The following is a 23450-nucleotide window of genomic DNA, read 5'->3' on the forward strand; positions in this document are numbered from 1 at the left end:
CGAAGCTCGGGACGCCGGGCCGCGGCGGGCCGCCCGACGGGTCCGGACCGAGGCCGAAGGTGCGCCGCCCGACGACGGCGGCCCCCACCCTCGCATCGACCTCCTGGCGGACGGCGACGGCGACCTTCACCCCGCGCCGGAAGCCGGACGCCCGGCGGGGGTCACCCGCCGTACGAGGTCCGCCCAGGTGGCCTGGAGGCGCGCGACGGAGGCCCCGCACCCGACGTGCAGGTAGTCCGTCGTCTCGAAGTTCGTGAAGGCGAGCAGGGCGTGCGCGAGCATGTCGTGGTCCCCGTCGACTCCGGCCTCTTGGAGCAGGGTCGAGACGTGACGGTGGAAGGCGCGGCCGGTGCCGGAGGCGTGGCGGCGCTCGTGGACCACCTGACGCCCCAGCGCGGCGCCCAGGTCCGTCTCGGCCGCGATGCGCTCGATCAGCGCACAGCCGAACGCCACCAGCCGGTCCCTCGCGGGGGCACCCGGTCCGAGCGGTGGGGGACCGGAGACGTACGCCTCCCGGAACTCGGCCTCCGCCTCGTCGAGAAGGGCGAGCAGGAGCGCGTCGCGGTCGCCGAACCGGCGGAACAGCGTGCCCTTTCCCACCCCGGCCGCCTCCGCGACCTCCTGCATGGTCACGTGCTCGGCCCCTCGCTCGGCCACCAGCCGGGCGGCCGCCCGCAACGGTGGCGGAGCGACAGGCCCCGGTCCGGGGTCCCGGAGCGGGCCGCCGTCATGGAACCGCGTCGTGCCGGGGCGTGGGGGAGTAGGTTGGGGTTGCGAGGATCCTTCGTACACCGGCGTTCAGGCCGGTCTCGTCCTCCTGGTTCGACCACACCGGGTGCTCCGCGCTCGAGGCAGGTTCCGCCTTATGGCAGCCGAAGCCGCTCACCTGTCCGATCGTGCCTCGCCCGCGCCGAGGGTGTCGTCGTACCCGGCGGTCGCCCGGCAGGTCGCCGACGCGCTCCGCTGGTTCTTCGCCTGTGATGACACCGGCAGCTCTCCTCCGAGGCGCGAGGGCGACGGCTCGCGCGGACAGTCGTTCGTGGACGGCAGAAGCCGCTGATCGCCGCCCCCGCGGCACCTCCGTCCCCCTCCGGCAGGGGCAGCGCTTCCCCCGACCGCGCCCTCGCCGGAGGGGCCCACCCCCACCCGGGCAAAAGGGACGGGCGGTTCACGCCTACCGACCACCGCCCACAGCTGCGACCGCTCTACGGCAGCCGACAGGAGCAGATATGACCATCGCACTGCAACCCCCGCTTCCCTCCCATCCCCTCCTCCGCCTGAGCCTGGCGCCCCGCGGCACCATGCCACGGCCCATCGACGGTGCATGGTGGCCCCGCTCCTACGATCTGCTCACCGAACTCCCTCTTCTCCTGGGCGGGCTGCCGCCCGAGTGGGGCCAGGTCACCAGCGTCACCGTCAGCGGGTCGAAGTGGTCCGCGACGCCCGGCCGGACCCTCGTCTGCAACCAGGTCGTACGACTGCGCAGATCCGTGGCGGCATCCGCCCAGGACACCGTCGTCCTGCTGGCGCCCGGCCAAGGGCGCTGGGATCTGCTGGTCGTCCCTCCGGACACCACCGAGCAGGCCGCACAGTTGTCCATGGCAGCCGCGGCAGACGCTCACTCCTGACATCGGACGGGCGGACGGGCTGGTGGGCTGGCGGACGGGCTGGTGGATCGGTCGGCGGACCGGTCGGCGAAGCCCGTTCGCCCTGTCCGAGGAGTAGCCTGGAACGACCGAGGACATTTCGCGCACCGGCTTACATGCCCGTGTCGTTTTCGGCGATTCACTATGCCGGGCCGGTCGCCACCGGCCCGGGGCAGGGTTCGCGTCATGACTGCGACCGTCATTCCCTCGCCGACACTCGAAGGCGAAGACCGGTTCTCCTCGTCATCCCTCCGTCTGTCGCTCGCTCCCGTCGGCTCCGCCCCGGCGCTGCTGGACGGCGCATGGTGGCCCCGCTCCCGCGATCTGGCGGCGGAACTCCCGGTCCTGACAGCGGTATTGGATCCGTTGTGGGGGCGGATCACCCGGGTCACGGTGAATCCCACCCACTGGCCGGTCGTCCCGCGCAAGGTGACTGTCGCCGGGCACGTGGTGAACGTCGGCTGGTTCCTGGCCGAGCAGGACCCGCACGAACTGCTGCTGCTCTCCTACCGTTTGGGCCGCTGGAACCTGCTGGTGGTCCCGCCGCGGACGGACCCCGTCTCGGCAGCCTGGCTGATGGCCGCCGCCGGCGACCCACGGGGCACGTCGACCGCGAGCCGGTTGATGGAGGAGGCGGCGCGCCTGCGGACTGCGTCCGAGACCGACCGGGCCGCACGTCCACGTGGCCCGGCCGGCACCGCAGCGATGCCGCATCAGCCGATGGAGAGGTGAGGGCCGTGGAGACGTTCGTGACCGTGATCGTGATCCTCGGGATGATCGCCCTCGGGGTGTTCCTCATCCACCGGCTCAACTCGCAGCACAGCGAGCGCATCGCCGCCTTCCACTACGCCCGCTCCGGGACGCCCGTCGCGGGACCGGGACCGTCTCCACCGACTCCGCGGAAGGCTCACGGCCGACGACCCGCGCGACGGCGGACGCGGACGACTCCACCCCCGGCGCCGCACCCCTGAGGTGTCCTCCCCGGACGCGTGGACGCGTGGACGCGGTCAGTCCGCTGCCGCAGCCTCCGTCGGTGGGCGGGAGGTCGGCAGAAGACGTGATGGGCTCACCGTGAAGCCCACCGCGGCGCCACCGCCGGGCCGTGTACCCGCCGACACGGATCCGCCGTGGGTCTCCGCGACGTCGTGGACGATGGCGAGGCCGAGTCCGGAGCCGGGCAGACCGCGAGCGCTGTCGGCCCGGTAGAAGCGGTCGAACACGCGACGCGTGTCGTCGGCTTCGATGCCGGGCCCCCGGTCGTGGACGGTGACCGCTCCCCGGCGGATGTGTACCTCGATGGGCTCGTCGCCGTCGGCGTCGAACTTGGCGGCGTTCTCCAGCAGATTGCCCACGGCGCGTTCGAGGCCCTGGGGGCGGCCGCGGACCACGGAGTCGTCGGCGTCGACATGGACCAGGCGTCCGGTGCGCCGGTAGACGCGTCGCGCCGCTCGCCGCGCCACCTCGGCCAGGTCCACGGATTCCTCGGTCTCCTCGCGGCCGCCCGCCAGGGCCAGTTCGACGAGTTCGTCGACGAGGTGACCGAGTTCGCGCGTCTCGTGCTGGACGTCGTCGAGGAGCCGGTCGCGGGAGTCGGGGGACAGCTCGGTGACGCGGTGCAGCACGGTGGCGTTGGCCAGCAGGCTGGTCAGCGGGGTCCGCAGCTCGTGGGCGGCGTCGTGCACCAGCCGTTCCTGGGCCGCGCGGGCGGCGACCATGCGGCCGAGCATCCTGCTGATGGACGCGGAAAGCCGCCCGACCTCGTCGCGTCCGCCCACCGGTTCCGTGGCGTCGTGAGTGACCCGGCCGTCCGTGCTCACCTCCTCGGCGACCTCGGCCAGCCGGGCCAGCCGCCGGGTGACGCGTCCGGCGAGCAAACGGCCCGCGGCCGCCGCGACGAGCATCACCGCCAGACTGGCCGCCGCGATCTGTCGCGCCATGCCGGCCAGCACCTGGCGGGTCTGGTCGACCTGGACGGCCACCTGCAGGGCGCCGCGGCTCTCACCGAGTGCGGTCGTCAGCAGGCGGTAGCTGTGACCGCCCGCGTCGATCTCGGTGGTGTCCGACTGCCCGGCCTCGCCGGAGGCGGCGAGGGCGCGCGCGGCGTCGGACACCGGCAGCTTCGCCAGCGGGCCGCTCAGGCGGACGGGCGTACCGTCCCGGGCCACGGCCTGGAGGACCGGCTGCGGTGCCGCTTCACCTCCCGGGGCGGGCAGGTCCAGCCCGGGAAAGGGGGCAGGGGTCCGACTGCCGGGATCCTGGGCGCCGGGGCTTCGGCCGGCCGGGTCGGCCGGAGTCTGCTCCTGGCGCTTCTCCATGCCACGGGTCAGGGCCACGGTGGTCGACCGCAGCGTCCGGTCGACCTCCGCGAACACGCTGTCGGAGGCGGCGAGGTAGCTCAGCGCACCGACCGTCACCGCCACCACGGCACCGACGGCGGCGAAGGCGAGCGCGAACCGCGAGCGCAGGCTCATGGCCGCCGCGCCGCGTAACCCACGCCGCGTACCGTGCGGATCAGGTCGGGTGCCCCGGCATCGCTGAGCTTGCGCCGCAGGTAGCCGATGTATCCGGCGAGATTCTTCGCGTCCACACCGGCGTCGGGACCCCAGACGCGCCGGTAGATCGCCGCATGGTCCAGGACGAGCCCCTCGTCGCGCACCAGAAGCTCCAGCAGGTCGAACTCGGTTCTGGTCAGCCGGAGTTCCGCCGCCCCCCACCAGGCGCGTCGCGTGCCGGGGGAGATGCGCAGTGACGCCATCCGCAGCACGTCACCGGAGCGCGAACCCTCGTCTTCCTCGTGGCCCTCCTTCTTCCTCTCGGCCGGTGCGGTGGGCGATGCCGTCAGCACGGCCCGACGCAGGAGCGCCCTCAGACGTGCGAGCAGTTCGGGCACTTCGAAGGGTTTGGGCAGGTAGTCGTCGGCGCCTGCGTCCAGACCGTTCGCCCGGTCGGGGATCCCGGCCCGTGCGGTGAGCATCAGCACGGGGGTGCGGTCACCGTCGGCGCGCAGCACACGGCACACGGCCACACCGTCGATGTGCGGCATCATCACATCGAGGACGAGCGCGCTGAAGGACTCCCTGCGGGCCAGGACCAGGGTCTCCACACCGTCACCGGCGGTGACGACGTCGTACCCCTCCAGCTCCAGCGCCCGCTCGACGGCTTCGCGGACGGCACGATCGTCGTCGGCGACGAGGACACGTTCCGGCATCCGAGCATGCTCGCACAGCGTTCTGTGAGCCCCTTCTCATCCAATTCCGGACTGGCTCCGGCCGCGCTCTGAGACCGCTCTCCCACGATGGAGGACCCCACCACCCTCAGGCCACAGGAGTCCCATGTCCTCCCACACCCGCCCGGTTCTGCGCCGGCCCGTGGTGCTCGCCGCGTGCCTCAGCATCGCCCTCGGTACCGTCGGCTATCTCGCGTTCGACCCGGGGTCCGCCTCGGCGACGGTCGCCAAGCAGGCGGTCCCGGCCTCCGCGGCCCGCACCGGAGCCGGTGGCGCCAACACCGCCGAGGTCGTGAAGGCCGCCAACGCCTTCCTCGCGACTCTGTCCGACGAACAGAAGGACGCCGTCCTCTACGACTTCGACGACGAGGCGAAGAAGACCGGCTGGTCGAACTTCCCGACGCCCGTCGTCGAGCGCAACGGCCTGAAGCTGGGCGACCTCACCGACGCGCAGGACGCGGCGGCCATGAAGGTCATGGAGGCGGCGCTCAGCAAGCAGGGTTACGAGGAACTCGTCGAGATCCGCAAGGCGGACGACTACCTCGCGTCGCTGTCGGACAGCGAGGACACCGGTGACGGCGCGTCGGCCTCCCCCACCGCCTCCCCCACCGCCACCCGCACGCCTCCCTCCGGAGCCCCGACCGACGGCGCCACCGGCGGCCCCGGCGGTCCGGGCGGAGGCGGAGGCGGCGCCAACTTCGGCTCGGAGTGGTACTACCTCTCCTTCTTCGGACAGCCCAGCAAGACCGGCGAGTTCACCGTCCAGTACGGCGGTCACCACGCGGCGTACAACATCACCTACGCCGGCAACAACGTGACCATGTCACCCACCCTGACCGCGGTCGAGCCGGAGGAGTTCATCCTCGACGACAAGGCCTACGCCCCGCTCGCGGACAAGCGGGCCGCCACCATCGGCGCCGTCCAGTCGCTCACCGCCGACGAACTGGCCGCCGCCGAGATCGACGGCAGCTTCGACGACCTCTACCTCGGCCCGGGCAACGACGGCCCCTTCCCGACCGAACCCGAGGGCGTCCTCGTCAGCAGCCTCACCAAGAAGCAGCAGGCGAAGGTCACCGCGATGCTGCGCACCTGGGTCGACGACCTGGACGAGAAGGCCGCGGCACGGCTCCTGGCCAAGTACGTCGCCGAGTACGACGAGACGTACATCGGCTGGAGCGGCGGAACCACCATCGACAACGACCAGACGTACGTCCGCCTCGACGGGCCGTCCGCCTGGATCGAGTTCTCCAACCAGCCCGGGGCCTCGACCGACGAGATCCACCAGCACACGATCTTCCGGGACGAGACCTCCGACTACGGCTGGGAGTGACGTCCGTGCGCCGTCTCGTCTCCGCCCTGCTGCTCTCGGCGTTCCTGCTGGTCGGCGGCCTCGCGTCACCGGCCGCCGCCCACCCGATGAGCACCTCGGCCGTCCTGCTCGACATCCGTGACGACCGGGTCGAGGGCGAGGTACAGCTGCCCATCGACCGCCTGGCGATCGCCGTCGCCCGCGACCTCACCCGCACCAGCGTGCTCGGCGAGGACCGGTCCTTCCTCAAGCGCTATACGGCGCAGCACATCAGCGCCGTCGGCGAGGACGGCGACCCCTGGACCGTGGGGCTCGGCACGGGGTCGGTGCGGACGATCGACGGGACGGCGCACCTCGTCTACCCGCTCACCATCCGCCCACCGGACGGACAGGTCACCGACTTCCGTCTGCGCTACGACGTCATCGTCGAGGAACTCCTCACCCACAAGGTCATCGCCACCGTCCGGTACGACTTCGACCGCGGCATCCTCAAGACGGACGACGCCGAGACCCTCGGCGTCCTCGACTGGGACACCAAGAGCCTGCGGGTCCCGGCCGACGAGGGCTCCTGGCTGAAGGGCTTCGTCACCACGGCGGGGCTCGGCATCGAGCATGTCGGTGAGGGCGCGGACCACCTCCTGTTCCTGCTGATGCTGCTCATCCCCGCCCCGCTGGTGGCCGTCGGCGGCCGATGGCGCACGGGAGTCGCCGGAGAAACCGGAGAAACCGGAGTCAGCAGAGCCACCGGAGTCGCATCGCCGCGCCGCAGCCTCGTACGCGTCGTGCACGTCGTGTCGGCGTTCGCCCTGGGCCACTCGCTCACCCTCGCCCTGGCGGCCTCGGGAGTGATCCACGTCCCGTCACGGCCCGTCGAGACGCTGATCGCCTTCTCCATCGCCGTCTCGGCGGTCCACGCGATACGGCCGCTGGTGGCGCGCGGCGAGGTACTCATCGCCGCGGGTTTCGGGCTCGTCCACGGCCTCGCGTTCGCCTCGCTCATCGGCGACCTCGGCCTGGACCGAGGGTCGCTCGTGACCACGCTGCTGGGCTTCAACCTGGGCATCGAACTCACCCAGTTGCTCGTCGTCGCCCTGATCATGCCGTCGCTGATCGTGCTGTCCCGCACGACCGTCTACCCCGCGTTTCGCATCGGGGTGGCCGTCATCGGGCTCGTGTTCTCGGTGTCCTGGATGCTCGAACGCGCGAGGCTGACCACCGGCGACCCGTTCGAGGGCGCTCAGACATGGCTGGTCGGGCACCCTCTGCTCGTAGCCGGCGCGGTCGCGTCCCTCGCCGTCGCCGCCCGCCTCCGGTGTGGTGTGCCCTGGACGGTGGCCGGGAAATAGGCGCGAAGATCAGGGCCCGTCCTTCGCCCCGCCCTTCGAGGTGGCGGCGTCCCAGATGCCCGTCGCCACCCTCTGTGCGAAGTCCGTCGGCGACGGCTCGTTCGGCAGCTGCGCGGGCACCGTCGTGCCCTTCCTGCTGCCTGCCCGGTCGGCGAACAGTGCGACCGTCAGGGCGAGTCGGCCGTCGTACCCGGTGGTCCACACGGTCCGCCGGGTGATGCCGCCGCCCGCCCCGGCGACGGCGAAACCCTTCGCCTCCGCCGAGCCCGCGGCCACACCGGCACCGGCACCGGCACCGGCACCGGCACCGGCATGGACGGCGACGGCGACGGGCGTCGGTCCGGCCCCGGATCGCGCGCCCGCCACCAGCGCCTCCTTCTCGTCCAGGACCTGCCGCACGTCGGGACGCGCCCGGTAGACGGTGCGGCCCGCCCGGGTGATGCGTGCGACGGTGTACGGGCTGGTGTACCTGCCTTCCGCGGCCACCGTCGCGTACGCCGACGCCAGGTCCAGCGGGGTCGGCGCAGGCATCTTCAGCAGCTTGCTCAAGGGCTCGCCCGCGTGCTCCACCGCGCTGAACGGATCCAGGGCCGTCCCCGCCTCCACCGCCCCGCTCACCGCGTCGTTGAACGACTGCCGCGCATAGTCCGAGCCCCCGTACAGCACCCGCACCGCTCCGTCGCCGGGCACCATGCCCACGACGGCGGTGTGCACCCGCACGCCCTTCTTGCCCCCCGGATGCTTCTGCACCAGTTGGGTGGCGCTGTCCTGCAGCGCCAGATCGAAGGTGGTCGTCACGCTGTAGCCGCCGCTCGCGAGCCGGTCCTCGGTGATGCCGAGCCGGTCGGCGGCCTCCTTCGCGGCGACGTCGATCAGGTACTGCCGCTGCCCCTCGGTCTCGCCCGGCGGATAGAACCGGAACGCCGGGAAACGCGCCGCGGCCCGCTGCTTCGGCGTGATGCTCCCGCTCGCGGCCATCGCGTCGAGCACCCACTCCCAGCGGTTCTCCAGCTTCGCGGTCACCTTCGGATCGGAGCCCGCCTTCTCGTAGTACGAGGGGATGTTGAGGATGGACGCCAGCGCGGCACCCTGCGCGACCGTCAGGCTCTTCGCGTCCACGCCGAAGTAGTTGCGCGCGGCGGACTGTATCCCGGCCGCACCCCGCCCGAAGTACACGGTGTCGAGATAGCCCTCGAGGATCTCGTCCTTGGTGCGGGTGCGGTCCAGCTTGATCGCGATGAGCGCCTCACGCGCCTTGCGGGCCAACGAGTGTTCCGGGCTCAGCAGCGCGTTCTTCACGTACTGCTGGGTGATGGTGGAGCCGCCCTGCGGGTCGCCGCCCGTCAGCGTCGCCAGCGCGGCCCGCGTGATGGCCCTCGGCGAGATCCCGCTGTCCGTACGGAAGGAACGGTTCTCCGCGGCGATCACCGCCTCCTGCACATGCCGGGGGACCGCGGACAACGGGATGTCCTGCCGGTCGACCGGTCCGCGCCGGCCCAGATAGGCGCCGTCCGCGTCGAGGAACACGGTGCTCTGGGTGACGGTCTCGGGGTGCGGCTTCGGAATGGACGTCAGGTGGTACGCCACGACGGCCGCCGCGCACAGCGTCGCGAGCAGCGTGAGGAAGGCGTAGAGGAGCCGGCGAAGCCGTCGGCCCCGGTTGCGCCGGAACCGGATCCGCAGCGGCGCGCGCTCACGGTGCCGGCGCCTCGACAGCATCCCTTTGCCCGGCCGCCGCGCAGCGCGCCCCGGTCGCGGCAGCCCGTCCGGCCCGCCCCTGCCCCCGTCCCGGTTCCCGTCCTCGATCAGGTTCATACCCGCCACCACTCGCGGTCCGACCGTGCGGCGACCCTGCCCGAGTCGTCGTACACCGTGACGACCCGATCGTCGCCGCCCATGGAGAGGAGCGCCTGCACGTTCTTGCTGGGCAGCGGCGTGCTCGCGTACCAGACGCCCCACCCCGGACTGCCCGCCAGGACGAGGACCTTCGCGGTGGTTGTGCCGCCGTCGCCGGTTCTCACCTCGACGCGGCCCGGCTCGCCGCTCAGGCCGTGGAAGAGGCCCGACAGGAAGAACCCGCCGGTCACGCTGTCCACCCGGAGGGAGACGCCCGGTTCGTCGAGGGGGCGGTCACTGTCGTCGCCGGGGAGGGGCACCGACCAGTGCGCGCCGTCGGCCGTGAGCCAGATCCGTACCCCCGCCCCGGCGGTCACCCGCTCGCCCGGCGCCACGACCCGGATCGGGCTCGTGGCCTGACGGCTGCCGCCCCCCGGCCCGGCTCCGGACGTCCCGTCCTGCGCACCGCCGCCGAGACGGTCGGTGGCGAGGAGGGCGACGGGTGTGAGCAGCGCCACGCAGGCGGCCGAGGCCACGGCGAGGCGGCGCCGTCGCCGGATGCGGCCCTCGGTCTGGAGTTCGGCCAGCGGCACCTCGGACGGGACGGCGTTCCGGGCGGCGGCACGGGTGAACACCTCACGCAGCTGCCCGGGTTCGGCGCCGGTCTCCTTCAGACCGTGTCTGGCTTGAGCACGTACCGCCCCCACCGAGCAGCCCAGCAGCTGCGCGATCTCCGCGTCCGCCAGGCCCTCCCAGACCCGCAGCACCACAACGGCCCGTCGGCGCGCGGCCCGTCGTCCGCGCAACCGACGCAGGTGGTTGCGCACCAGACAGCGCCGCACATGGAAATCCACGTCGTTGCGCGGAACGCGTCGCCACCGCGCGCACATCCGCACCAGCGTTCTCCGCACCAGTTCCTCCGCGGCACCGGGATCGTCGGTGAGCAGCCGGGCGGTCACGACCAGCCGGGACCAGTGCGTCCGGGCGTACGCGGCGAAGTCGTGGCCGGCGGCGGCGAGTACCACGGGGCGGACGGGGTGGGCGGGGAGTACGTCGGGGGTCGGTGGCACGTGGGCGGTCCTTCGGCTCGGGAACTCGGTCGTGGCCGGACGCATGGGGCCGTCCGTCCTGGTCGGGCAACCGTTCGGTCGTGCAAGTAGGTTGAGCAGGCAGTGAGCCAACACCGTCAGGGGAGAGGGAGCCTGGAGTCCGTGTACGCCGTCTTCCTGGTGGGGTTGCGCTTCGCCGGCTGCGACCTACGCGACCTACGCGACCTGTACGCACGACGGAGGTGGCGAGGTTGCAAGGAAAGGCCAGAGATTCCGGTGGGGGCATGACCGAGGACGAGTTCGACGCTTTCTACGCGACCGCGTTCCCCCGGCTGACCGGACAGCTCTACGCCTTCACCGGAGACCACGGCGAGGCCCAGGACGTCGTACAGGAAGCGTTCGTACGGGCCTGGGACCGGCGACAGCACTTCCTGTCGGACAGCGCTCCCGAGGCGTGGATCCGCACGGTGGCCATGCGGTTGGCGGTGAGCCGCTGGCGGCGCGCGAGGCGCTGGCTGGAACTCGTACGGCGCACTCCGCCGCCCGACTCCACCCCGGGTCCCGGCCCGGAGCGCACCGCGCTCGTGGCCGCCCTGCGCGAACTGCCCCAGGCTCAACGGATGGCGATCGTGCTGCACCATTTGTGCGACCTGAGTGTGGAGCAGGTAGCCTCCGAGACCGGCGCGCCCGTGGGGACGGTCAAGGCGAGACTGTTCCGGGGGCGAGCAGAGCTGGCGAAGCGACTCGCGGAGGACGAGGCCGACGGAGGCGTCGACGAGGCCGACGGGCCGGTCCGAAAGGAGAGCCGCCGTGTCCGATGAACTGTCCGCCGCGCTACGCGAGTTGGCCGCCGCACGGGCGACCGCTCCGATCGTCGGCGGCCCCGAGACACGTGCCCTGGCGATGCGCCGCAGGCGCCGCCGCCGTGCCGCCACGACCCTGGGTGCGGGGACCGCGGCCCTCGCGCTGCTGGGCTTCGCCCTGACCCTGCATCTCGGCGAGGGCCCGGACCGCCCGGCCGGGCGCGGGATCTCCGCCGGGGCGTCTTCAGGTTCCGCCCCACCGTCGTCGGCCACCCCGGTACCCGTCTCCGGCACGCTCGACCTGCCCGGGAGCGACCTCACGTTCGGCGGCCGGGTGATGCCGATCCTCTCGACGTTCGACCTCCCGCCCGGGCCCACGAGCACGACCTCGATGACGGTGGTCGCGAAGCCGGTCCGGATAGCGATGGCCGCCGACGTGCCCTCCAAAGGCACCACCGTGGTGAACGTCGCGTACGCGGTCCAGCTGCGTGACGGGAAGGGCGGCCTGCTCTACGTCGGCGCCTTCGCCCCGGACATCGAGGCCCGGGGGGACTACGACGTAACAGCCGGCGTGATCGCCCTCACCACCGAGGACGCCCGGTGGTTCCACGCCCGGATCCACCTCGGCACCAGCCTCACGGTAACCACGGGCCCAACCCCGACAGCCACCCCCTCCCCCGCCACCACGGTTCCCGACGCCACAGCGTCCCCATCCACCGAGGCCCACACCGCCCGCCCCGCCGACGCCTCGACACCCGCCGTGCAGGAAACGGGTTAGGGCCGGCGCGCCTGTGATGCGCTCGTCGACGCTCCCCGTCATTCGGCAGGCCTACAGATCCACGCGTATCTCGTCGCCGCCCCGCCGGAGAAGTACATGCACCGGCCGGAACGGCAGACCGCGCAGAGTCGGCTCCGACCGGGGCATCCCGCTGGAGGAGACCTCCCGGCTCGTCGGGTCCTCCGTTACGGCGGTGACGGAGGAGGTGTACCGAAAGCAGATCAGGCTCGTCATCCAGACCGTTGCGGTCGCCATGTACGGCATTTTCGGCACCGAGCCGCAGCGGCCGTAGCAGTCGTACTCACGCAGTCGAACACTCACGAATCGATAGTCACGCAGTTGGACACGCAGCAACGCCAGAGGGCCCTTACCGATTCGATAAGGGCCCTCTGATCTGCTACTTAGCTGTCGGGGTGGCGGGATTTGAACCCACGACCTCTTCGTCCCGAACGAAGCGCGCTGCCAAGCTGCGCTACACCCCGATGTCGCTGCTTGTCCTGCTTGTCGCGGCGACGTCGTTTACTTTAGCCCACCGGTGGCCCGAGACGAAATCCGGTTTTGGCGCGGTGACTGATCGGGTTCGGGCGGGCGTGGTCGAGGGCCACGAGGAGGACCGCGAGGGCGTAGAAGGAGAGACCGAGGAGGAGGGCGTTGGCGAGGGCGTGTTTGTAGCCGTGGGCCTCGACGTCGAAGAAGGGGTAGAGGTAGCGGCCCGGGGCGCCGGCCGGGATCAGCTGGGCGCGGATGAGGGAGAACGCCAGGTAGACCACGGGGTAGATCATCCAGGTGGCGGCCCGGCGCAGGCGCAGTCGGCCCGGGGGTGTGAGCAGCAGCCAGTCAAGGACGGCGGCTGTCGGTGTCACCGTGTGGATGAGGTGCCCGGCGACCAGGTGCCAGCCCGTGGGGGCGGTCGTCGTGCCGGTCACGGAGAAGGGGGTCGCCGCGTTCGCCAGGACCAGGTGGTAGACGAGGCCGGTGATCGTGACGTAGAGCAGTGCGGCGCCCGTCAGGGCGGCCGGGAGGGGCCGGCGGGCCGTCCACGCGCGGCGGGCGGACAGCAGCGCGACCAGGGCCAGCAGGATGTTGCTCTGGATCGCGAAGTGGCTCAGGACCCGCAGGGGGCTGCCGAGGAGGAGGGCGAGCGTCACGCCCGCGGCCGCCGTGCCGGCCAGCAGCAGGCGCAGGACGGCGGCCAGTGGGCGGCGGACGGGGTCGACCACCGCCGAGGCGGGGACGGAGGAGAGCAGTAGCGCGTGGGTCCGCGGGATCGCGGGCAGATCCGGGATGTCCCTGGGTATCGGCGCGGTCATACCCTCAAGCTAGGCAAATGTGACAGAAGGGGCGATAGGGGAGGGCCGTTCGAGGGACCCTCTGCCGCCCCTCCGCCACAGCCGCCCCTTCTGGGGCCTCGCCCTACTCCTTCTCGACCAACGTCAGCAACGTCACCTCGGGCGGGCACGCGAACCGCACCGGGGTGTAGCGGCTCGTTCCGCATCCCGCCGACACGTGCAGGTATGACGTGTGCCCCTCCGCCGTGTGCGTGGAGAGGCCCTTCACGCGCCCCGTGTCCAGGTCGCAGTTGGTGACCAGGGCGCCGTAGAAGGGGATGCAGAGCTGGCCGCCGTGGGTGTGGCCGGCCAGGATCAGGGGATAGGCGTCCGCCGTGTAGGAGTCCAGGACCCGCAGGTACGGCGCGTGCACGACGCCCATCGAGAAGTCGGACGACGCCGACGGGCCACCGGCCACCTGCGCGTAGCGGTCGCGCTTGATGTGCGGGTCGTCCACGCCCGTCAGCTCGATCGACACGCCCTCGACCTTCAGCGCGCCCCGGGTGTTCGTCAGGTTCAGCCAGCCAGCCGCGTCGAAGTTGTCGCGCAGGTCCTCCCACGGGTTGTGGACCACGTTGACGGCGGGTGCGTTGCCGTTCAGGCCGTGGCGTCCCTGAGCCTTCTCGAAGAGGTAGCGGGCGGGGTTGCGCAGCGTCGGGCCGTAGTAGTCGTTGGAGCCGAAGACGTACGCGCCCGGGAACTCCATCAGCGGGCCGAGGGCGTCCAGGACCTCGGGCACGGCCTCCGGGTCGGACAGGTTGTCCCCGGTGTTGATCACGAAGTCGGGGCGCAGGCCGGCCAGCGAACGCAGCCAGCGCTGCTTCTTGCGCTGGCCGCCGACCATGTGGATGTCGGAGACCTGCAACACGCGCAGGGGGCGCATCCCGGCCGGGAGGACGGGGACCGTCACCCGCCGCAGGCGGAAGGAGCGGGCCTCGAAGCCCGCCGCGTACACCAGGCCGGCGGCGCCGGCCGCTGCAATGGACAGGGGAACTCCGTATCGCGCGCGCATACGTCCATCGTGTCAGACGCCGTCAAAAGCCTTTGCCCCGCCGCCCCTTAAATCGGCGGGCGTGCGGCCGCCGACACCTGCGACAATCAACCCATGACCACGCTCAAGTCGAAGCTTCAGGAAGACCTCAACGCCGCTATCAAGGAGCGCGACGAGCTCCGCTCCTCGACGCTCCGGCTCACGCTCACCGCGATCACCAAGGAGGAGGTCGCGGGCAAGGAGAAGCGCGAGCTCTCCGACGACGAGGTCCTCAAGGTGATCACCAAGGAAGCGAAGAAGCGCCGCGAGGCCGCGGACGCCTTCGCGGCGGGTGGCCGGGCCGAGTCGGCCGAGCGGGAGAAGGCGGAGGGCGAGCTGCTCGCCACCTACCTGCCCAAGCAGCTCAGCGAAGAGGAGCTGAACGACATCGTCGCCCAGGCCGTCGCGGAGGCTAGGGCGGCCGGTGCCGAGGGGCCCCGGGCGATGGGCGCCGTCATGAAGATCGTGAACCCGAAGGTGGCCGGCCTGGCCGAGGGCGGCCGTGTCGCCGCGGTCGTCAAGAAGCTGCTCGCGGTATGACCGCCTGACCCCGTCCACGTGACGGCCACGCGCCTCGGCGGAGCGTCAGCTTCCGCCGAGCGCCACCGGCCCCGGACGTCGAAACGGCACCACGTCGAACGGTCCCGCACGTCGAACGGCCCCTGCCTCTCCGTACGAGAAGCAGGGGCCGTTCGCTATGCCCCACCGTCGGACCGGTCTCAGCCGCGTCCGCCGTTGCCGTTGCCGTTGCTCTGGCCCTGGAAGAACGTGCCTCCGTCGTTGCCGCCGGTCGAGTTCCCGCCGTTCGTCGTGCCGTTGGTGAGCAGACCGGTGAGGAAGCCGTCGTCGTTGCCCCCGGTGTCGCCGTTGTTGTCACCGTTGTCATCGTCGTCGTTCTCGTCGCCGCGGTCCTTGTCGGGCGGGTTCGGGATGTTGACGAGGTTGAAGGGCGGGGCTTCCTTGCCCTCGAGCGCGCCGGTCATGGCGTCGCGCCAGATCGGGCCGGGGGTGTCACCGCCGTAGACCTGGGAGTGGTAGACGCCACCGATGGTGATGTTGGTCATCTCGACCTTCTGAGTGGCGCTGCCGACCCAGACGGCGCCGGCGAGGTTCGGGGTGTAGCCGACGAACCAGGCGTTCTTGCGGGAGTCCGTCGTACCCGTCTTACCGGCGTTGGCGCGGCCGGACAGGCCGGCCTGCTTGCCGGTACCGGAGTCGGTCACACCGCTCAGCAGCGTGTTGATGGTGTCCGCGGTCTTCTCGCTCATCGCACGCGAGCAGGTCGACTTCGGCACCTCCAGCGACTTCTTCGTGCCGCCCACGGTCTGGGTGATCGACTCGATCGCGATCGGGGTGCAGTACATGCCCCGGCTGGCGAAGGCCGCGTACGCGGTCGCCATCGTCAGGGGGGAGAGGCCGGTGGAGCCGAGGGTCATCGACGAGGGCACCTCGGGGACCTTGTCGCCGTTGCCCTGGACCACGCCCAGCTTGTCGGTCATCTTCACCACGGGGCACATGCCGATGTCGGCGAGCATCTGCACGAAGTAGGTGTTGACCGACAGCTCCATGGCCTTCCTCAGCTGGTACGGGCCCTTCTCGGACTCGCTCTCGTTCTCCAGCTTGTCGTTGCCCTGGTTGGTCCACGGCTTGCTGCTGCACGTCTGGACCGTCTCCGGGTACGGCATCTCGTACGGCGCCGGGTAGCTCTGGTTCGCCGGGCGGCCCTCCTCCAGCGCGGCCGCGGCCACGAACGGCTTGAAGGTCGAGCCGGTCGGGAAGCCGTAGTTCGAGCCACCCATGGAGGCGTTGACGGAGTAGTTGTACTCGGTCTCGTTCTTGCCGTAGCCGTACGGCTTCGACTGACCCATGCCGAGGATCTTGCCGGTGCCGGGCTCGACGAGCGTGGCGGCCGCGGCGACCTTGTCCGACTTGTAGACGTGGTCCTTGAGCGAGTCCTGGACGGACTTCTGGGACTGCGGTTCGAGCGTCGTCCGGATCGTCAGGCCGCCCTGGTTCCAGAGCTTCGCCCGCACTTCCTTGGTCTTGCCGAAGACCGGGTCGCTGAGGAAGACGCGCTCCACGTACTTGCAGAAGAAGCTGGCGCCCTTCACGGCGGTGATGCAGCCGTTCTTCGGCTGCTTGACCTTCAGGCCCAGCGCCGACTTCTGCGCCTTGGCGGCCTCCGCCTCGGTGATGTCGCCCACCTCGGCCATGCGCTTCAGCACGACGTTGCGGCGGTTGGTGGCCGTGACGTCGTCCTTGACCGGGTCGTAGACGGTCGGGGACTGGACGATGCCGGCCAGCAGCGCCGCCTGGGGGAGGGTGAGGTCCTTGGCGTGCGTGGAGAAGTAGCGCTGTGAGGCCGCCTCGACGCCGTAGGCCTGCTCGCCGAAGAACGTGATGTTCAGGTAGTTCTCGAGGATCTTCTTCTTGCCGAGCTCCTCCTCGACCTGGATCGCGTACTTCAGCTCCTTGATCTTGCGGCCGATGGTCTGCTGGGTGGCCTGCGCGACCTTCGTCGGGTCGTCGCCCGCCTCCTCCACGAAGACGTTCTTCACGTACTGCTGGGTGAGCGTGGAGGCACCCTGGGAGACCCCGCTGCTCTGCACGTTCTTGTTGAGCGCGCGCAGCATGCCCTTCAGGTCGACCGCGCCGTGCTCGTAGAAGCGCGAGTCCTCGATCGCGACGATCGCCTTCTGCATGTACGGCGAGATGTTCTTGAGGTCGACCACCGTGCGGTCCCGCGAGTAGACCGTGGCGATCTGGCCGCCTTCGGCGTCGAGGATCGTGGTGCGCTGGCTCAGCGGGGGCGTCTTGAGGTTGGCCGGGAGTTCGTCGAACGACTCCACCGACCCCTTGGCGGCGAGGCCCAGCGCGCCGAACGCGGGCAGGGCGATACCGGCCAGCACCGCTCCTGCGAGCACACTGACACCGAGGAACTTGGCGGCCTGCTGCGTTGGCGACAGACCACCGCCCGAGCGCTTCTTTGGCATGAGGGCAGCCTACGTTCTCATTCGCCGGACACGCGTCAATGCCTTGGCCTAAGCTGCTCTCAACTGTCACAGCAGCAGGGCTACGTATCAATACGTCCGGCGATCCCGAATCGTTCCGGAGGTTCCCCGACTTTTTTGGTGGGGACGTGTCCGAATCCGCCTTGTGTGTCACCCGGCGTCCGTTGTGACTCAACTGAACTGTCCCGGTTGCCGGGAAAGTCGCATATGTCGCGGGCTCACTCCCCCGGGTGATCTGCCGCTTACGCATAGTCCGTTCGGGCCATTCAAGATTGGGCCCGAAGGGGGTGTTGCGCTGTGCCCACCTTCCGTAACGTCCTCAACTGGCGGCGGTGAATATGCCGCTGCCGCCGTGGGGGAGCCTCGATTCGGGAGAGGACGGCGCCGGTATGGGCTGGGTAACCGACTGGAGTGCGCAGGCTGCCTGCCGCACTACCGATCCGGATGAACTGTTCGTTCAGGGAGCAGCGCAGAACAGGGCCAAGGCGGTGTGCACCGGATGTCCGGTACGCACCGAATGCCTGGCCGACGCGCTCGACAACCGCGTCGAGTTCGGTGTGTGGGGAGGCATGACCGAGCGCGAGCGCCGCGCATTGCTGCGCAGGCGTCCGACTGTGACCTCCTGGCGCCGCCTGCTGGAGACGGCGCGTTCGGAGTACGAGCGTGGGGCCGGCATCCTGCCGCTCGACGACGACGAGATCTACGAGAACTACGCGGCGGTGGGCTGAGGAGAACCCTCGGCTCAGGCGTCGGCAGTCTCGGGCAGCTCCGGCCGGTTGGCCGCGAGCCGGTTCCCGATGTCCCGCAGGCCCGTGAGGTCGTGCACATCGCCGGGCAGCGCGGCCACTTCGGACACCGCCACCTCGGGGTGCAACGCGGTGAAGCGGTCACGCGTGCGCTGCTCGCGGGAGAGCAGGTGCATGCGCTCCGCGTGCAGCCTCAGCAGGCCTGCGGTGAGGTCGTCCACGGTCCGGTCCGCGTCCGCGCCGGTGTTCGCGTCGGCGCTCGCTGTCCGGTCCGTGTCGGTGGCCGTGTGCCGGTTCGCGCCGGTGGGGGCGTCGCGCTCCGGATCGGTTGCGGGAGATTCTGAACTGCCGTACGTGTCGGGAGAGTTACGAAGACCAGCTTTCCCGCCGTCCTGATCCACAATGCGGGGCTCTTCAAGATTTTCCGCCGCGCGGACATGGACCAGGTCGAGGTTCTCCGCAGCGGCGAGCGCCCGCTCGGCGGACAACTGAGCGGCACCGCTGCCGTGCACGCGGTTCAGCACCAGGCCGGCCAGCGGCATGTCCTCGGCGGCCAGCCGCTCCACGAAGTACGCGGCCTCCCGCAGCGCGTCCCGCTCGGGAGCCGCCACCACCAGGAACGCCGTGCCGGGCGCCTGGAGCAGCTTGTACGTGGCGTCCGCGCGCGTGCGGAAGCCGCCGAACATCGAATCCATCGCCGCGACGAACGTCTGCACGTCCTTCAGCAGCTGCCCGCCGAGCAGCTTGCCGAGCGCGCCGGTCATCATCGACATCCCGACGTTCAGGAACTTCATTCCCGCGCGGCCGCCGACCTTGGCGGGCGCGAGCAGGACACGGATCAGCTTGCCGTCCAGGAACGACCCGAGCCGCTTCGGCGCGTCCAGGAAGTCCAGCGCCGAGCGGGACGGCGGTGTGTCGACGACGATCAGGTCCCACTCGTCCCGTGCGCGCAGCTGCCCCAGCTTCTCCATCGCCATGTACTCCTGCGTGCCCGCGAAGCCCGCCGAGAGCGACTGGTAGAACGGGTTGCCCAGGATCGAGGCCGCCCGGTCGCCGTCCGCGTGCGCCTCGACGATCTCGTCGAAGGTGCGCTTCATGTCGAGCATCATGGCGTGCAGTTCGCCGTCTCCCTCGACGCCCTTGACGCGGCGCGGGGTGTTGTCCAGCGAGTCGATGCCCATGGACTGGGCGAGCCGGCGGGCCGGGTCGATGGTCAGGACCACCACCTTGCGGCCCCGCTCGGCCGCCCTGAGCCCCAGCGCCGCCGCCGTGGTCGTCTTGCCGACGCCGCCGGAGCCGCAGCAGACCACGATGCGGGTCGCCGGGTCGTCGAGCAGCGGATCGAGGTCCAGTACGGGCGCGGGGGAGAGTCGGCGCCGGGTGTTTCCCTGGTCGTGAGCCTGGTCCGGACTCATGCGATCCCCTGTTTCCGCAGTTCGTTGGCGAGCTGGTACAGGCCCGCGAGGTCCAAGCCCTCGGCGAGCAAGGGCAGTTCGTGCAGCGGCAGGTCGAGTTCGCCGAGGACCGCGCGCTGCTCGTGCTCCAGCGCGTACCGCTCGGCGTACTCCTCGGCCTGTTGAAGGAGCGGATCCACCAGCCGCTCGGCGTGCCCCCCGCGCCGCGCCCCGCCGAGCCCGGCTGCGGACAACGACCGGGCGACGGAAGAACGAGTCACGGTCCGTACGAGTTCCAGACCGTCCTCGTCCAGCACCTCGGGCCGCACCATGTTGACGATCACCCGCCCCACCGGCAGCTTCGCCGCCCGCAGCTCGGCGATACCGTCGGCGGTCTCCTGGACGGGCATCTCCTCGAGCAGCGTCACCAGGTGCACGGCCGTCTCCGACGACTTCAGCACCCGCATCACGGCCTGTGCCTGATTGTGTATCGGGCCGATCCGGGCCAGCCCGGCGACCTCGTCGTTGACGTTCAGGAAGCGGGTGATGCGTCCCGTGGGCGGGGCGTCCATGACGACGTAGTCGTACACGAACCGCCCGTTCTTGTCCTTGCGCCGTACCGCCTCGCATGCCTTGCCCGTGAGGAGCACGTCCCTCAGGCCGGGCGCGATGGTGGTGGCGAAGTCGATGGCGCCGAGCTTCTTCAGGGCCCGTCCGGCGCCTCCCAGTTTGTAGAACATCTGGAGGTAGTCCAGAAGGGCCAGTTCGGGATCGATGGCCAGTGCGTACACCTCACCGCCTCCCGAGGCGACCGCGATCTTGCGTTCCTCATAGGGCAATGCCTGTGTCTCGAAGAGCTGTGCGATGCCCTGCCGGCCCTCCACCTCGACGAGAAGCGTCCGCTTCCCTGCCGTGGCGAGGGCCAGCGCGAGGGCCGCGGCGACCGTCGTCTTGCCGGTCCCGCCCTTACCGCTGACGACCTGGAGCCTGCTCACGTCTTCGAGCGTAACCATTCGGCGCCCGAGGCAATCGGGCTGCTGTGGACAAGGGGGGGCGATATCGGCCACATGGCCTGTGGAACGGGCCCTCGGGCGACAGCGGATACAGTCGGCCCCATGACCAAGTGGGAATACGCAACCGTGCCGCTGCTCGTCCACGCAACGAAGCAGATTCTGGACACCTGGGGCGAGGACGGCTGGGAGCTCGTCCAGGTCGTGCCCGGGCCGAACAACCCGGAGCAGCTCGTCGCCTACCTGAAGCGGGCGAAGGCGTGAGCGCGGTCGAGACGAGGCTCGCCGAGCTGGGGCTGACCCTGCCGGCGGTCGTGCCGCCCCTCGCGGCCTACCAGCCGGCCGTGCAGTCCGGCCCGTACGTGTACACGGCCGGCCAGCTGCCCATGGTGGACGGCAAACTGCCGATCACCGGCAAGGTCGGCGCCGAGGTCACCCCCGAGGAGGCCAAGGAACTGGCCCGCACCTGCGCGCTGAACGCCCTGGCCGCCGTCAAGTCGGTCGCGGGCGACCTGGACCGCATCGCGCGCGTGGTGAAGGTCGTCGGCTTCGTGGCGTCGGCCTCGGACTTCACCGGCCAGCCCGCCGTCCTCAACGGCGCGAGCGAGCTGCTGGGCGAGGTTCTCGGCGACAAGGGCGTGCACGCGCGCAGCGCGGTGGGCGTCGCGGTGCTGCCGCTGGACGCGCCCGTGGAGGTCGAGATCCAGGTGGAACTCGTCCCGTAGTCGCTTTCCGTCCCGTAGGCGCCTTCGCCCTGTGGGCGCCTTGCGGACGCCTCTCCCGGGTGCCGAGCCGGCATCCCGGAGACGTCCCCGCCGCCGCCCCGTGGAGGCGCTCTGACCTCGGGGGCCTCTCGAACATTCGCGCACCACGGGATAGCCTCGCGCCCATGGCGAATGGGCAGTGGTTCCCCCAGGACTGGCCGGAACGCATCCGCGCGCTCGCGGACGGCACCCTCACCCCGGTCGTCCCGAAGCGCGCGGCCACCGTCATGCTCCTGAAGGACACCGACGGCGGCCCCGTCGTCCACATGCTGCGCAGACGCGCCTCCATGGCCTTCGCCGGAGGCGCGTACGCCTATCCCGGTGGCGGCGTCGACCCGCGCGACGACGACCTCCACGTCCGCTGGGCGGGCCCCACGCGCGCGTGGTGGGCAGAACGGCTCGGTGTCGACGAGACGGCGGCCCAGGCGATCGTCTGCGCGGCCGTACGCGAGACCTACGAGGAGGCGGGCGTCCTGCTCGCCGGGCTCACGCCCGATTCCGTCGTCGGTGACACCACGGGCGCCGACTGGGAGGCGGACCGGGTCGCCGTGGCCGCCCGTGAACTGTCCTTCGCCGAGTTCCTCGACCGCCGCGGCCTGGTCCTGCGCTCCGACCTGCTCGGCGCCTGGACGCGTTGGATCACCCCGGAGTTCGAGTCCCGTCGCTACGACACCTGGTTCTTCGTGGCCGCGCTCCCCGAGGGCCAGCGCACCCGCAACGCCTCCACGGAGGCCGACCGCACGGTGTGGATCCGCCCGGCGGACGCGGCGGCCTCGTACGACAGGGGCGAGCTGCTGATGATGCCGCCCACCATCGCGACCCTGCGCCGGCTCGTCCCGTACGCCACGGCCGCCGAGGCGCTCGCCGCGGCCCCCGGCCGTGACCTGACGCCCGTCCTGGCGGAGGCCCGCCTGGAGGAGGGCGAGGTCGTGCTGTCGTGGCCCGGGCACGACGAGTTCACCAAGCACATCCCGATCGGGGCGACCGGCGGGAGCGGCGCGGCCGACGCGACCGGCGGGATCGACGCGACGCGCGGGGGCACCGCATGACGGACATCCGTGGGCGTACGGGCGCGAGCGGCCATCGAAGCCGGCCGCCCGGCGGAGGACGGGTCCTTCGCGGGCCCCTCGTGGCGCCTGGAGCGCCTCGATGTGCCGTGCCGGCCGTCCGCCGCCGAGGTGACGTTCCGCCCAGCCCCATGGAAGGCCCCTTCGCATGACCGACGCAGCCGCTCTCCCCGGCCAGCCGCGAGGCGGAGTCCTCTCCGGCCCGGCCACCCCGCGCGCGGTCAACGTCCTCGCGCCGAACGCGTCCGCGATGACCCTGGACGGCACGAACACCTGGATCGTCTCCGAGCCCGACTCCGACCTGGCGGTCGTGATCGATCCGGGCCCGCTGGACGACGGCCACCTGCGCGCGGTCGTCGACACCGCCGAGCGGGCCGGGAAGCGCGTCGCCCTGACCCTGCTGACGCACGGCCACCCCGACCACGCCGAGGGCGCCGCCCGCTTCGCCGGGCTGACCGGCACGAAGGTGCGGGCCCTGGACCCGGCGCTGCGGCTGGGCGAGGAGGGTCTGGCCGCCGGGAACGTGATCACGGTGGGCGGTCTGGAGCTGCGGGTGGTCCCGACGCCCGGCCACACCGCCGACTCCCTCTGCTTCCACCTCCCGGCCGACCGGGCCGTGCTGACCGGCGACACGGTCCTCGGCCGTGGCACGACCGTCGTCGCGCATCCCGACGGCCGCCTGGGCGACTACCTGGACTCCCTGCGGCGGCTCAGGTCCCTCACCGTCGACGACGGCGTCCACACCGTCCTGCCGGGCCACGGGCCGGTCCTGGAGGACGCACAGGGCGTCGTGGAGTTCTACCTCGCCCACCGGGCCCACCGCCTCGCCCAGGTCGAGACGGCCGTCGAGAACGGCTACCGCGCCCCCGCCGACGTCGTCGCCCATGTGTACGCCGACGTCGACCGTTCCCTGTGGCCGGCCGCGGAGCTGTCCGTGCGGGCGCAGCTGGAGTACCTGAGGGAGCACGGGCTCATCCAGGGCCCGGCCTAGGGCGCGTCTGACCATTCCCGCCGGGCGCGCGACGCCCGGCACGGCACCTCGCCGCGTTGTCGGATCACCCGAGTGCATCCGGTACGCGGGCGATCCTCCGCCTTGCGATGCACCGC

Annotated in this window: 25 protein-coding genes, 1 tRNA gene and 1 pseudogene; 16 read left to right on the forward strand and 11 right to left on the reverse strand. The window is 71.2% G+C overall.

Annotated features, from left to right (window positions below; all coding sequences use genetic code 11):
* Positions 1-126: 126 nt before the first annotated feature.
* Positions 127-678 carry a TetR/AcrR family transcriptional regulator gene (locus tag OG736_RS24175; RefSeq protein ID WP_442817066.1) on the reverse strand — a complete coding sequence of 184 codons (552 nt, stop codon included), beginning with the start codon at positions 676-678 and terminating at the stop codon, positions 127-129.
* 187 nt (positions 679-865) lie between these two features.
* Between OG736_RS24175 and OG736_RS24180 the strand changes: the two genes are divergently transcribed.
* From OG736_RS24180 to OG736_RS24195, 4 genes are all read left to right on the forward strand, one after another.
* On the forward strand, positions 866-1060 hold the full coding sequence (locus OG736_RS24180; protein ID WP_327184300.1) for a hypothetical protein: 195 nt from the start codon (positions 866-868) through the stop codon (positions 1058-1060).
* Between the two features lie 169 nt (positions 1061-1229).
* Positions 1230-1628 (forward strand): DUF5994 family protein, encoded by a 399-nt coding sequence (locus tag OG736_RS24185; protein ID WP_327184301.1) that lies wholly within the window; start codon positions 1230-1232, stop codon positions 1626-1628.
* A gap of 204 nt (positions 1629-1832) precedes the next feature.
* A complete protein-coding gene (locus tag OG736_RS24190) occupies positions 1833-2378 on the forward strand; it encodes a DUF5994 family protein (protein WP_327184302.1) in 546 nt (181 codons plus the stop codon).
* A gap of 5 nt (positions 2379-2383) precedes the next feature.
* Positions 2384-2617 (forward strand): hypothetical protein, encoded by a 234-nt coding sequence (locus OG736_RS24195; protein ID WP_327184303.1) that lies wholly within the window; start codon positions 2384-2386, stop codon positions 2615-2617.
* A gap of 36 nt (positions 2618-2653) precedes the next feature.
* On the opposite strand, the gene OG736_RS24200 is transcribed toward OG736_RS24195, so the two are convergent.
* Complete coding sequence (locus OG736_RS24200; RefSeq protein ID WP_327184304.1) at positions 2654-4117, reverse strand: HAMP domain-containing sensor histidine kinase; 1464 nt, start codon at positions 4115-4117, stop codon at positions 2654-2656.
* Entirely contained in the window at positions 4114-4854 is a 741-nt protein-coding gene (locus OG736_RS24205) for a response regulator transcription factor (protein ID WP_327184305.1), read from the reverse strand. Before OG736_RS24205 ends, OG736_RS24200 begins: the two co-directional genes overlap by 4 nt.
* Positions 4855-4978: 124 nt before the next feature.
* Here OG736_RS24205 and OG736_RS24210 point away from each other — a divergent pair, with 124 nt between their 5' ends.
* Both OG736_RS24210 and OG736_RS24215 read left to right on the forward strand, forming a co-directional pair.
* A complete protein-coding gene (locus tag OG736_RS24210) occupies positions 4979-6202 on the forward strand; it encodes a DUF3500 domain-containing protein (protein WP_327184306.1) in 1224 nt (407 codons plus the stop codon).
* 5 nt (positions 6203-6207) lie between these two features.
* Positions 6208-7527: a HupE/UreJ family protein gene (locus OG736_RS24215; RefSeq protein ID WP_327184307.1), complete on the forward strand. Its 1320-nt coding sequence runs from the start codon at positions 6208-6210 to the stop codon at positions 7525-7527.
* Between the two features lie 9 nt (positions 7528-7536).
* Here OG736_RS24215 and OG736_RS24220 read toward each other — a convergent pair whose 3' ends face one another.
* Together OG736_RS24220 and OG736_RS24225 are read right to left on the reverse strand one after the other, a co-directional pair.
* The gene (locus OG736_RS24220; RefSeq protein ID WP_327184308.1) at positions 7537-9342 is read right to left on the reverse strand and encodes a transglycosylase domain-containing protein; all 1806 of its coding nucleotides are present in this window, start codon (positions 9340-9342) and stop codon (positions 7537-7539) included.
* Positions 9339-10433 (reverse strand): sigma factor-like helix-turn-helix DNA-binding protein, encoded by a 1095-nt coding sequence (locus OG736_RS24225; RefSeq protein ID WP_327184309.1) that lies wholly within the window; start codon positions 10431-10433, stop codon positions 9339-9341. The genes OG736_RS24220 and OG736_RS24225 overlap by 4 nt, the downstream gene beginning before the upstream one ends.
* A 263-nt stretch (positions 10434-10696) precedes the next feature.
* Between OG736_RS24225 and OG736_RS24230 the strand changes: the two genes are divergently transcribed.
* From OG736_RS24230 to OG736_RS24240, 3 genes and pseudogenes are all read left to right on the forward strand, one after another.
* Complete coding sequence (locus tag OG736_RS24230) at positions 10697-11233, forward strand: SigE family RNA polymerase sigma factor (RefSeq protein WP_327184310.1); 537 nt, start codon at positions 10697-10699, stop codon at positions 11231-11233.
* Positions 11223-11993, forward strand: a complete 771-nt coding sequence (locus tag OG736_RS24235; RefSeq protein WP_327184311.1) for a hypothetical protein — start codon at positions 11223-11225, stop codon at positions 11991-11993. The genes OG736_RS24230 and OG736_RS24235 overlap by 11 nt, the downstream gene beginning before the upstream one ends.
* 133 nt (positions 11994-12126) lie before the next feature.
* A pseudogene (locus OG736_RS24240) lies at positions 12127-12285 on the forward strand (site-specific integrase); the annotation flags it as partial.
* Positions 12286-12401: 116 nt separating this feature from the next.
* On the opposite strand, the gene OG736_RS24245 reads toward OG736_RS24240, so the two are convergent.
* From OG736_RS24245 to OG736_RS24255, 3 genes are all read right to left on the reverse strand, one after another.
* Positions 12402-12475: transfer RNA gene (locus OG736_RS24245), tRNA-Pro, on the reverse strand.
* Between the two features lie 42 nt (positions 12476-12517).
* The gene (locus OG736_RS24250; protein WP_327184312.1) at positions 12518-13303 is read right to left on the reverse strand and encodes a Pr6Pr family membrane protein; all 786 of its coding nucleotides are present in this window, start codon (positions 13301-13303) and stop codon (positions 12518-12520) included.
* 103 nt (positions 13304-13406) lie between these two features.
* Positions 13407-14333, reverse strand: a complete 927-nt coding sequence (locus OG736_RS24255) for a metallophosphoesterase (RefSeq protein ID WP_327184313.1) — start codon at positions 14331-14333, stop codon at positions 13407-13409.
* Between the two features lie 93 nt (positions 14334-14426).
* On the opposite strand from OG736_RS24255, the gene OG736_RS24260 reads away from it, so the two are divergent.
* Positions 14427-14891 (forward strand): GatB/YqeY domain-containing protein, encoded by a 465-nt coding sequence (locus OG736_RS24260; RefSeq protein ID WP_327184314.1) that lies wholly within the window; start codon positions 14427-14429, stop codon positions 14889-14891.
* A gap of 179 nt (positions 14892-15070) precedes the next feature.
* On the opposite strand, the gene OG736_RS24265 is transcribed toward OG736_RS24260, so the two are convergent.
* Entirely contained in the window at positions 15071-17344 is a 2274-nt protein-coding gene (locus OG736_RS24265) for a transglycosylase domain-containing protein (protein ID WP_327184315.1), read from the reverse strand.
* A gap of 407 nt (positions 17345-17751) precedes the next feature.
* Here OG736_RS24265 and wblA point away from each other — a divergent pair, with 407 nt between their 5' ends.
* Positions 17752-18090 carry a transcriptional regulator WblA gene (gene wblA, locus OG736_RS24270; RefSeq protein ID WP_020129278.1) on the forward strand — a complete coding sequence of 113 codons (339 nt, stop codon included), beginning with the start codon at positions 17752-17754 and terminating at the stop codon, positions 18088-18090.
* Positions 18091-18104: 14 nt separating this feature from the next.
* Here the strand turns inward: wblA and OG736_RS24275 are convergent, their stop codons facing one another.
* Both OG736_RS24275 and OG736_RS24280 read right to left on the reverse strand, forming a co-directional pair.
* Entirely contained in the window at positions 18105-19523 is a 1419-nt protein-coding gene (locus OG736_RS24275) for an ATPase BagB (protein ID WP_327184316.1), read from the reverse strand.
* On the reverse strand, positions 19520-20497 hold the full coding sequence (locus tag OG736_RS24280; protein WP_171398607.1) for an ATPase BagA: 978 nt from the start codon (positions 20495-20497) through the stop codon (positions 19520-19522). The genes OG736_RS24275 and OG736_RS24280 overlap by 4 nt, the downstream gene beginning before the upstream one ends.
* Here OG736_RS24280 and OG736_RS47315 point away from each other — a divergent pair.
* From OG736_RS47315 to OG736_RS24300, 5 genes are all read left to right on the forward strand, one after another.
* The gene (locus OG736_RS47315; RefSeq protein ID WP_442817067.1) at positions 20415-20621 is read left to right on the forward strand and encodes a heterodisulfide reductase-related iron-sulfur binding cluster; all 207 of its coding nucleotides are present in this window, start codon (positions 20415-20417) and stop codon (positions 20619-20621) included. The genes OG736_RS24280 and OG736_RS47315 overlap by 83 nt on opposite strands.
* Positions 20618-20776 carry a Sp36 family protein gene (locus tag OG736_RS24285; RefSeq protein WP_020129281.1) on the forward strand — a complete coding sequence of 53 codons (159 nt, stop codon included), beginning with the start codon at positions 20618-20620 and terminating at the stop codon, positions 20774-20776. The genes OG736_RS47315 and OG736_RS24285 overlap by 4 nt, the downstream gene beginning before the upstream one ends.
* Complete coding sequence (locus OG736_RS24290; RefSeq protein ID WP_020129282.1) at positions 20773-21237, forward strand: RidA family protein; 465 nt, start codon at positions 20773-20775, stop codon at positions 21235-21237. The genes OG736_RS24285 and OG736_RS24290 overlap by 4 nt, the downstream gene beginning before the upstream one ends.
* Before the next feature lie 164 nt (positions 21238-21401).
* Positions 21402-22325 carry an NUDIX hydrolase gene (locus tag OG736_RS24295; RefSeq protein WP_327184317.1) on the forward strand — a complete coding sequence of 308 codons (924 nt, stop codon included), beginning with the start codon at positions 21402-21404 and terminating at the stop codon, positions 22323-22325.
* Positions 22326-22491: 166 nt separating this feature from the next.
* Positions 22492-23334 carry an MBL fold metallo-hydrolase gene (locus OG736_RS24300; RefSeq protein ID WP_327184318.1) on the forward strand — a complete coding sequence of 281 codons (843 nt, stop codon included), beginning with the start codon at positions 22492-22494 and terminating at the stop codon, positions 23332-23334.
* The last annotated feature ends 116 nt before the right edge of the window (positions 23335-23450 follow it).

Origin of the sequence: Streptomyces sp. NBC_01334, from assembly GCF_035983595.1 — a bacterium.
In the GTDB taxonomy this organism is placed as follows: Bacteria; Actinomycetota; Actinomycetes; order Streptomycetales; family Streptomycetaceae; genus Streptomyces; species Streptomyces coriariae.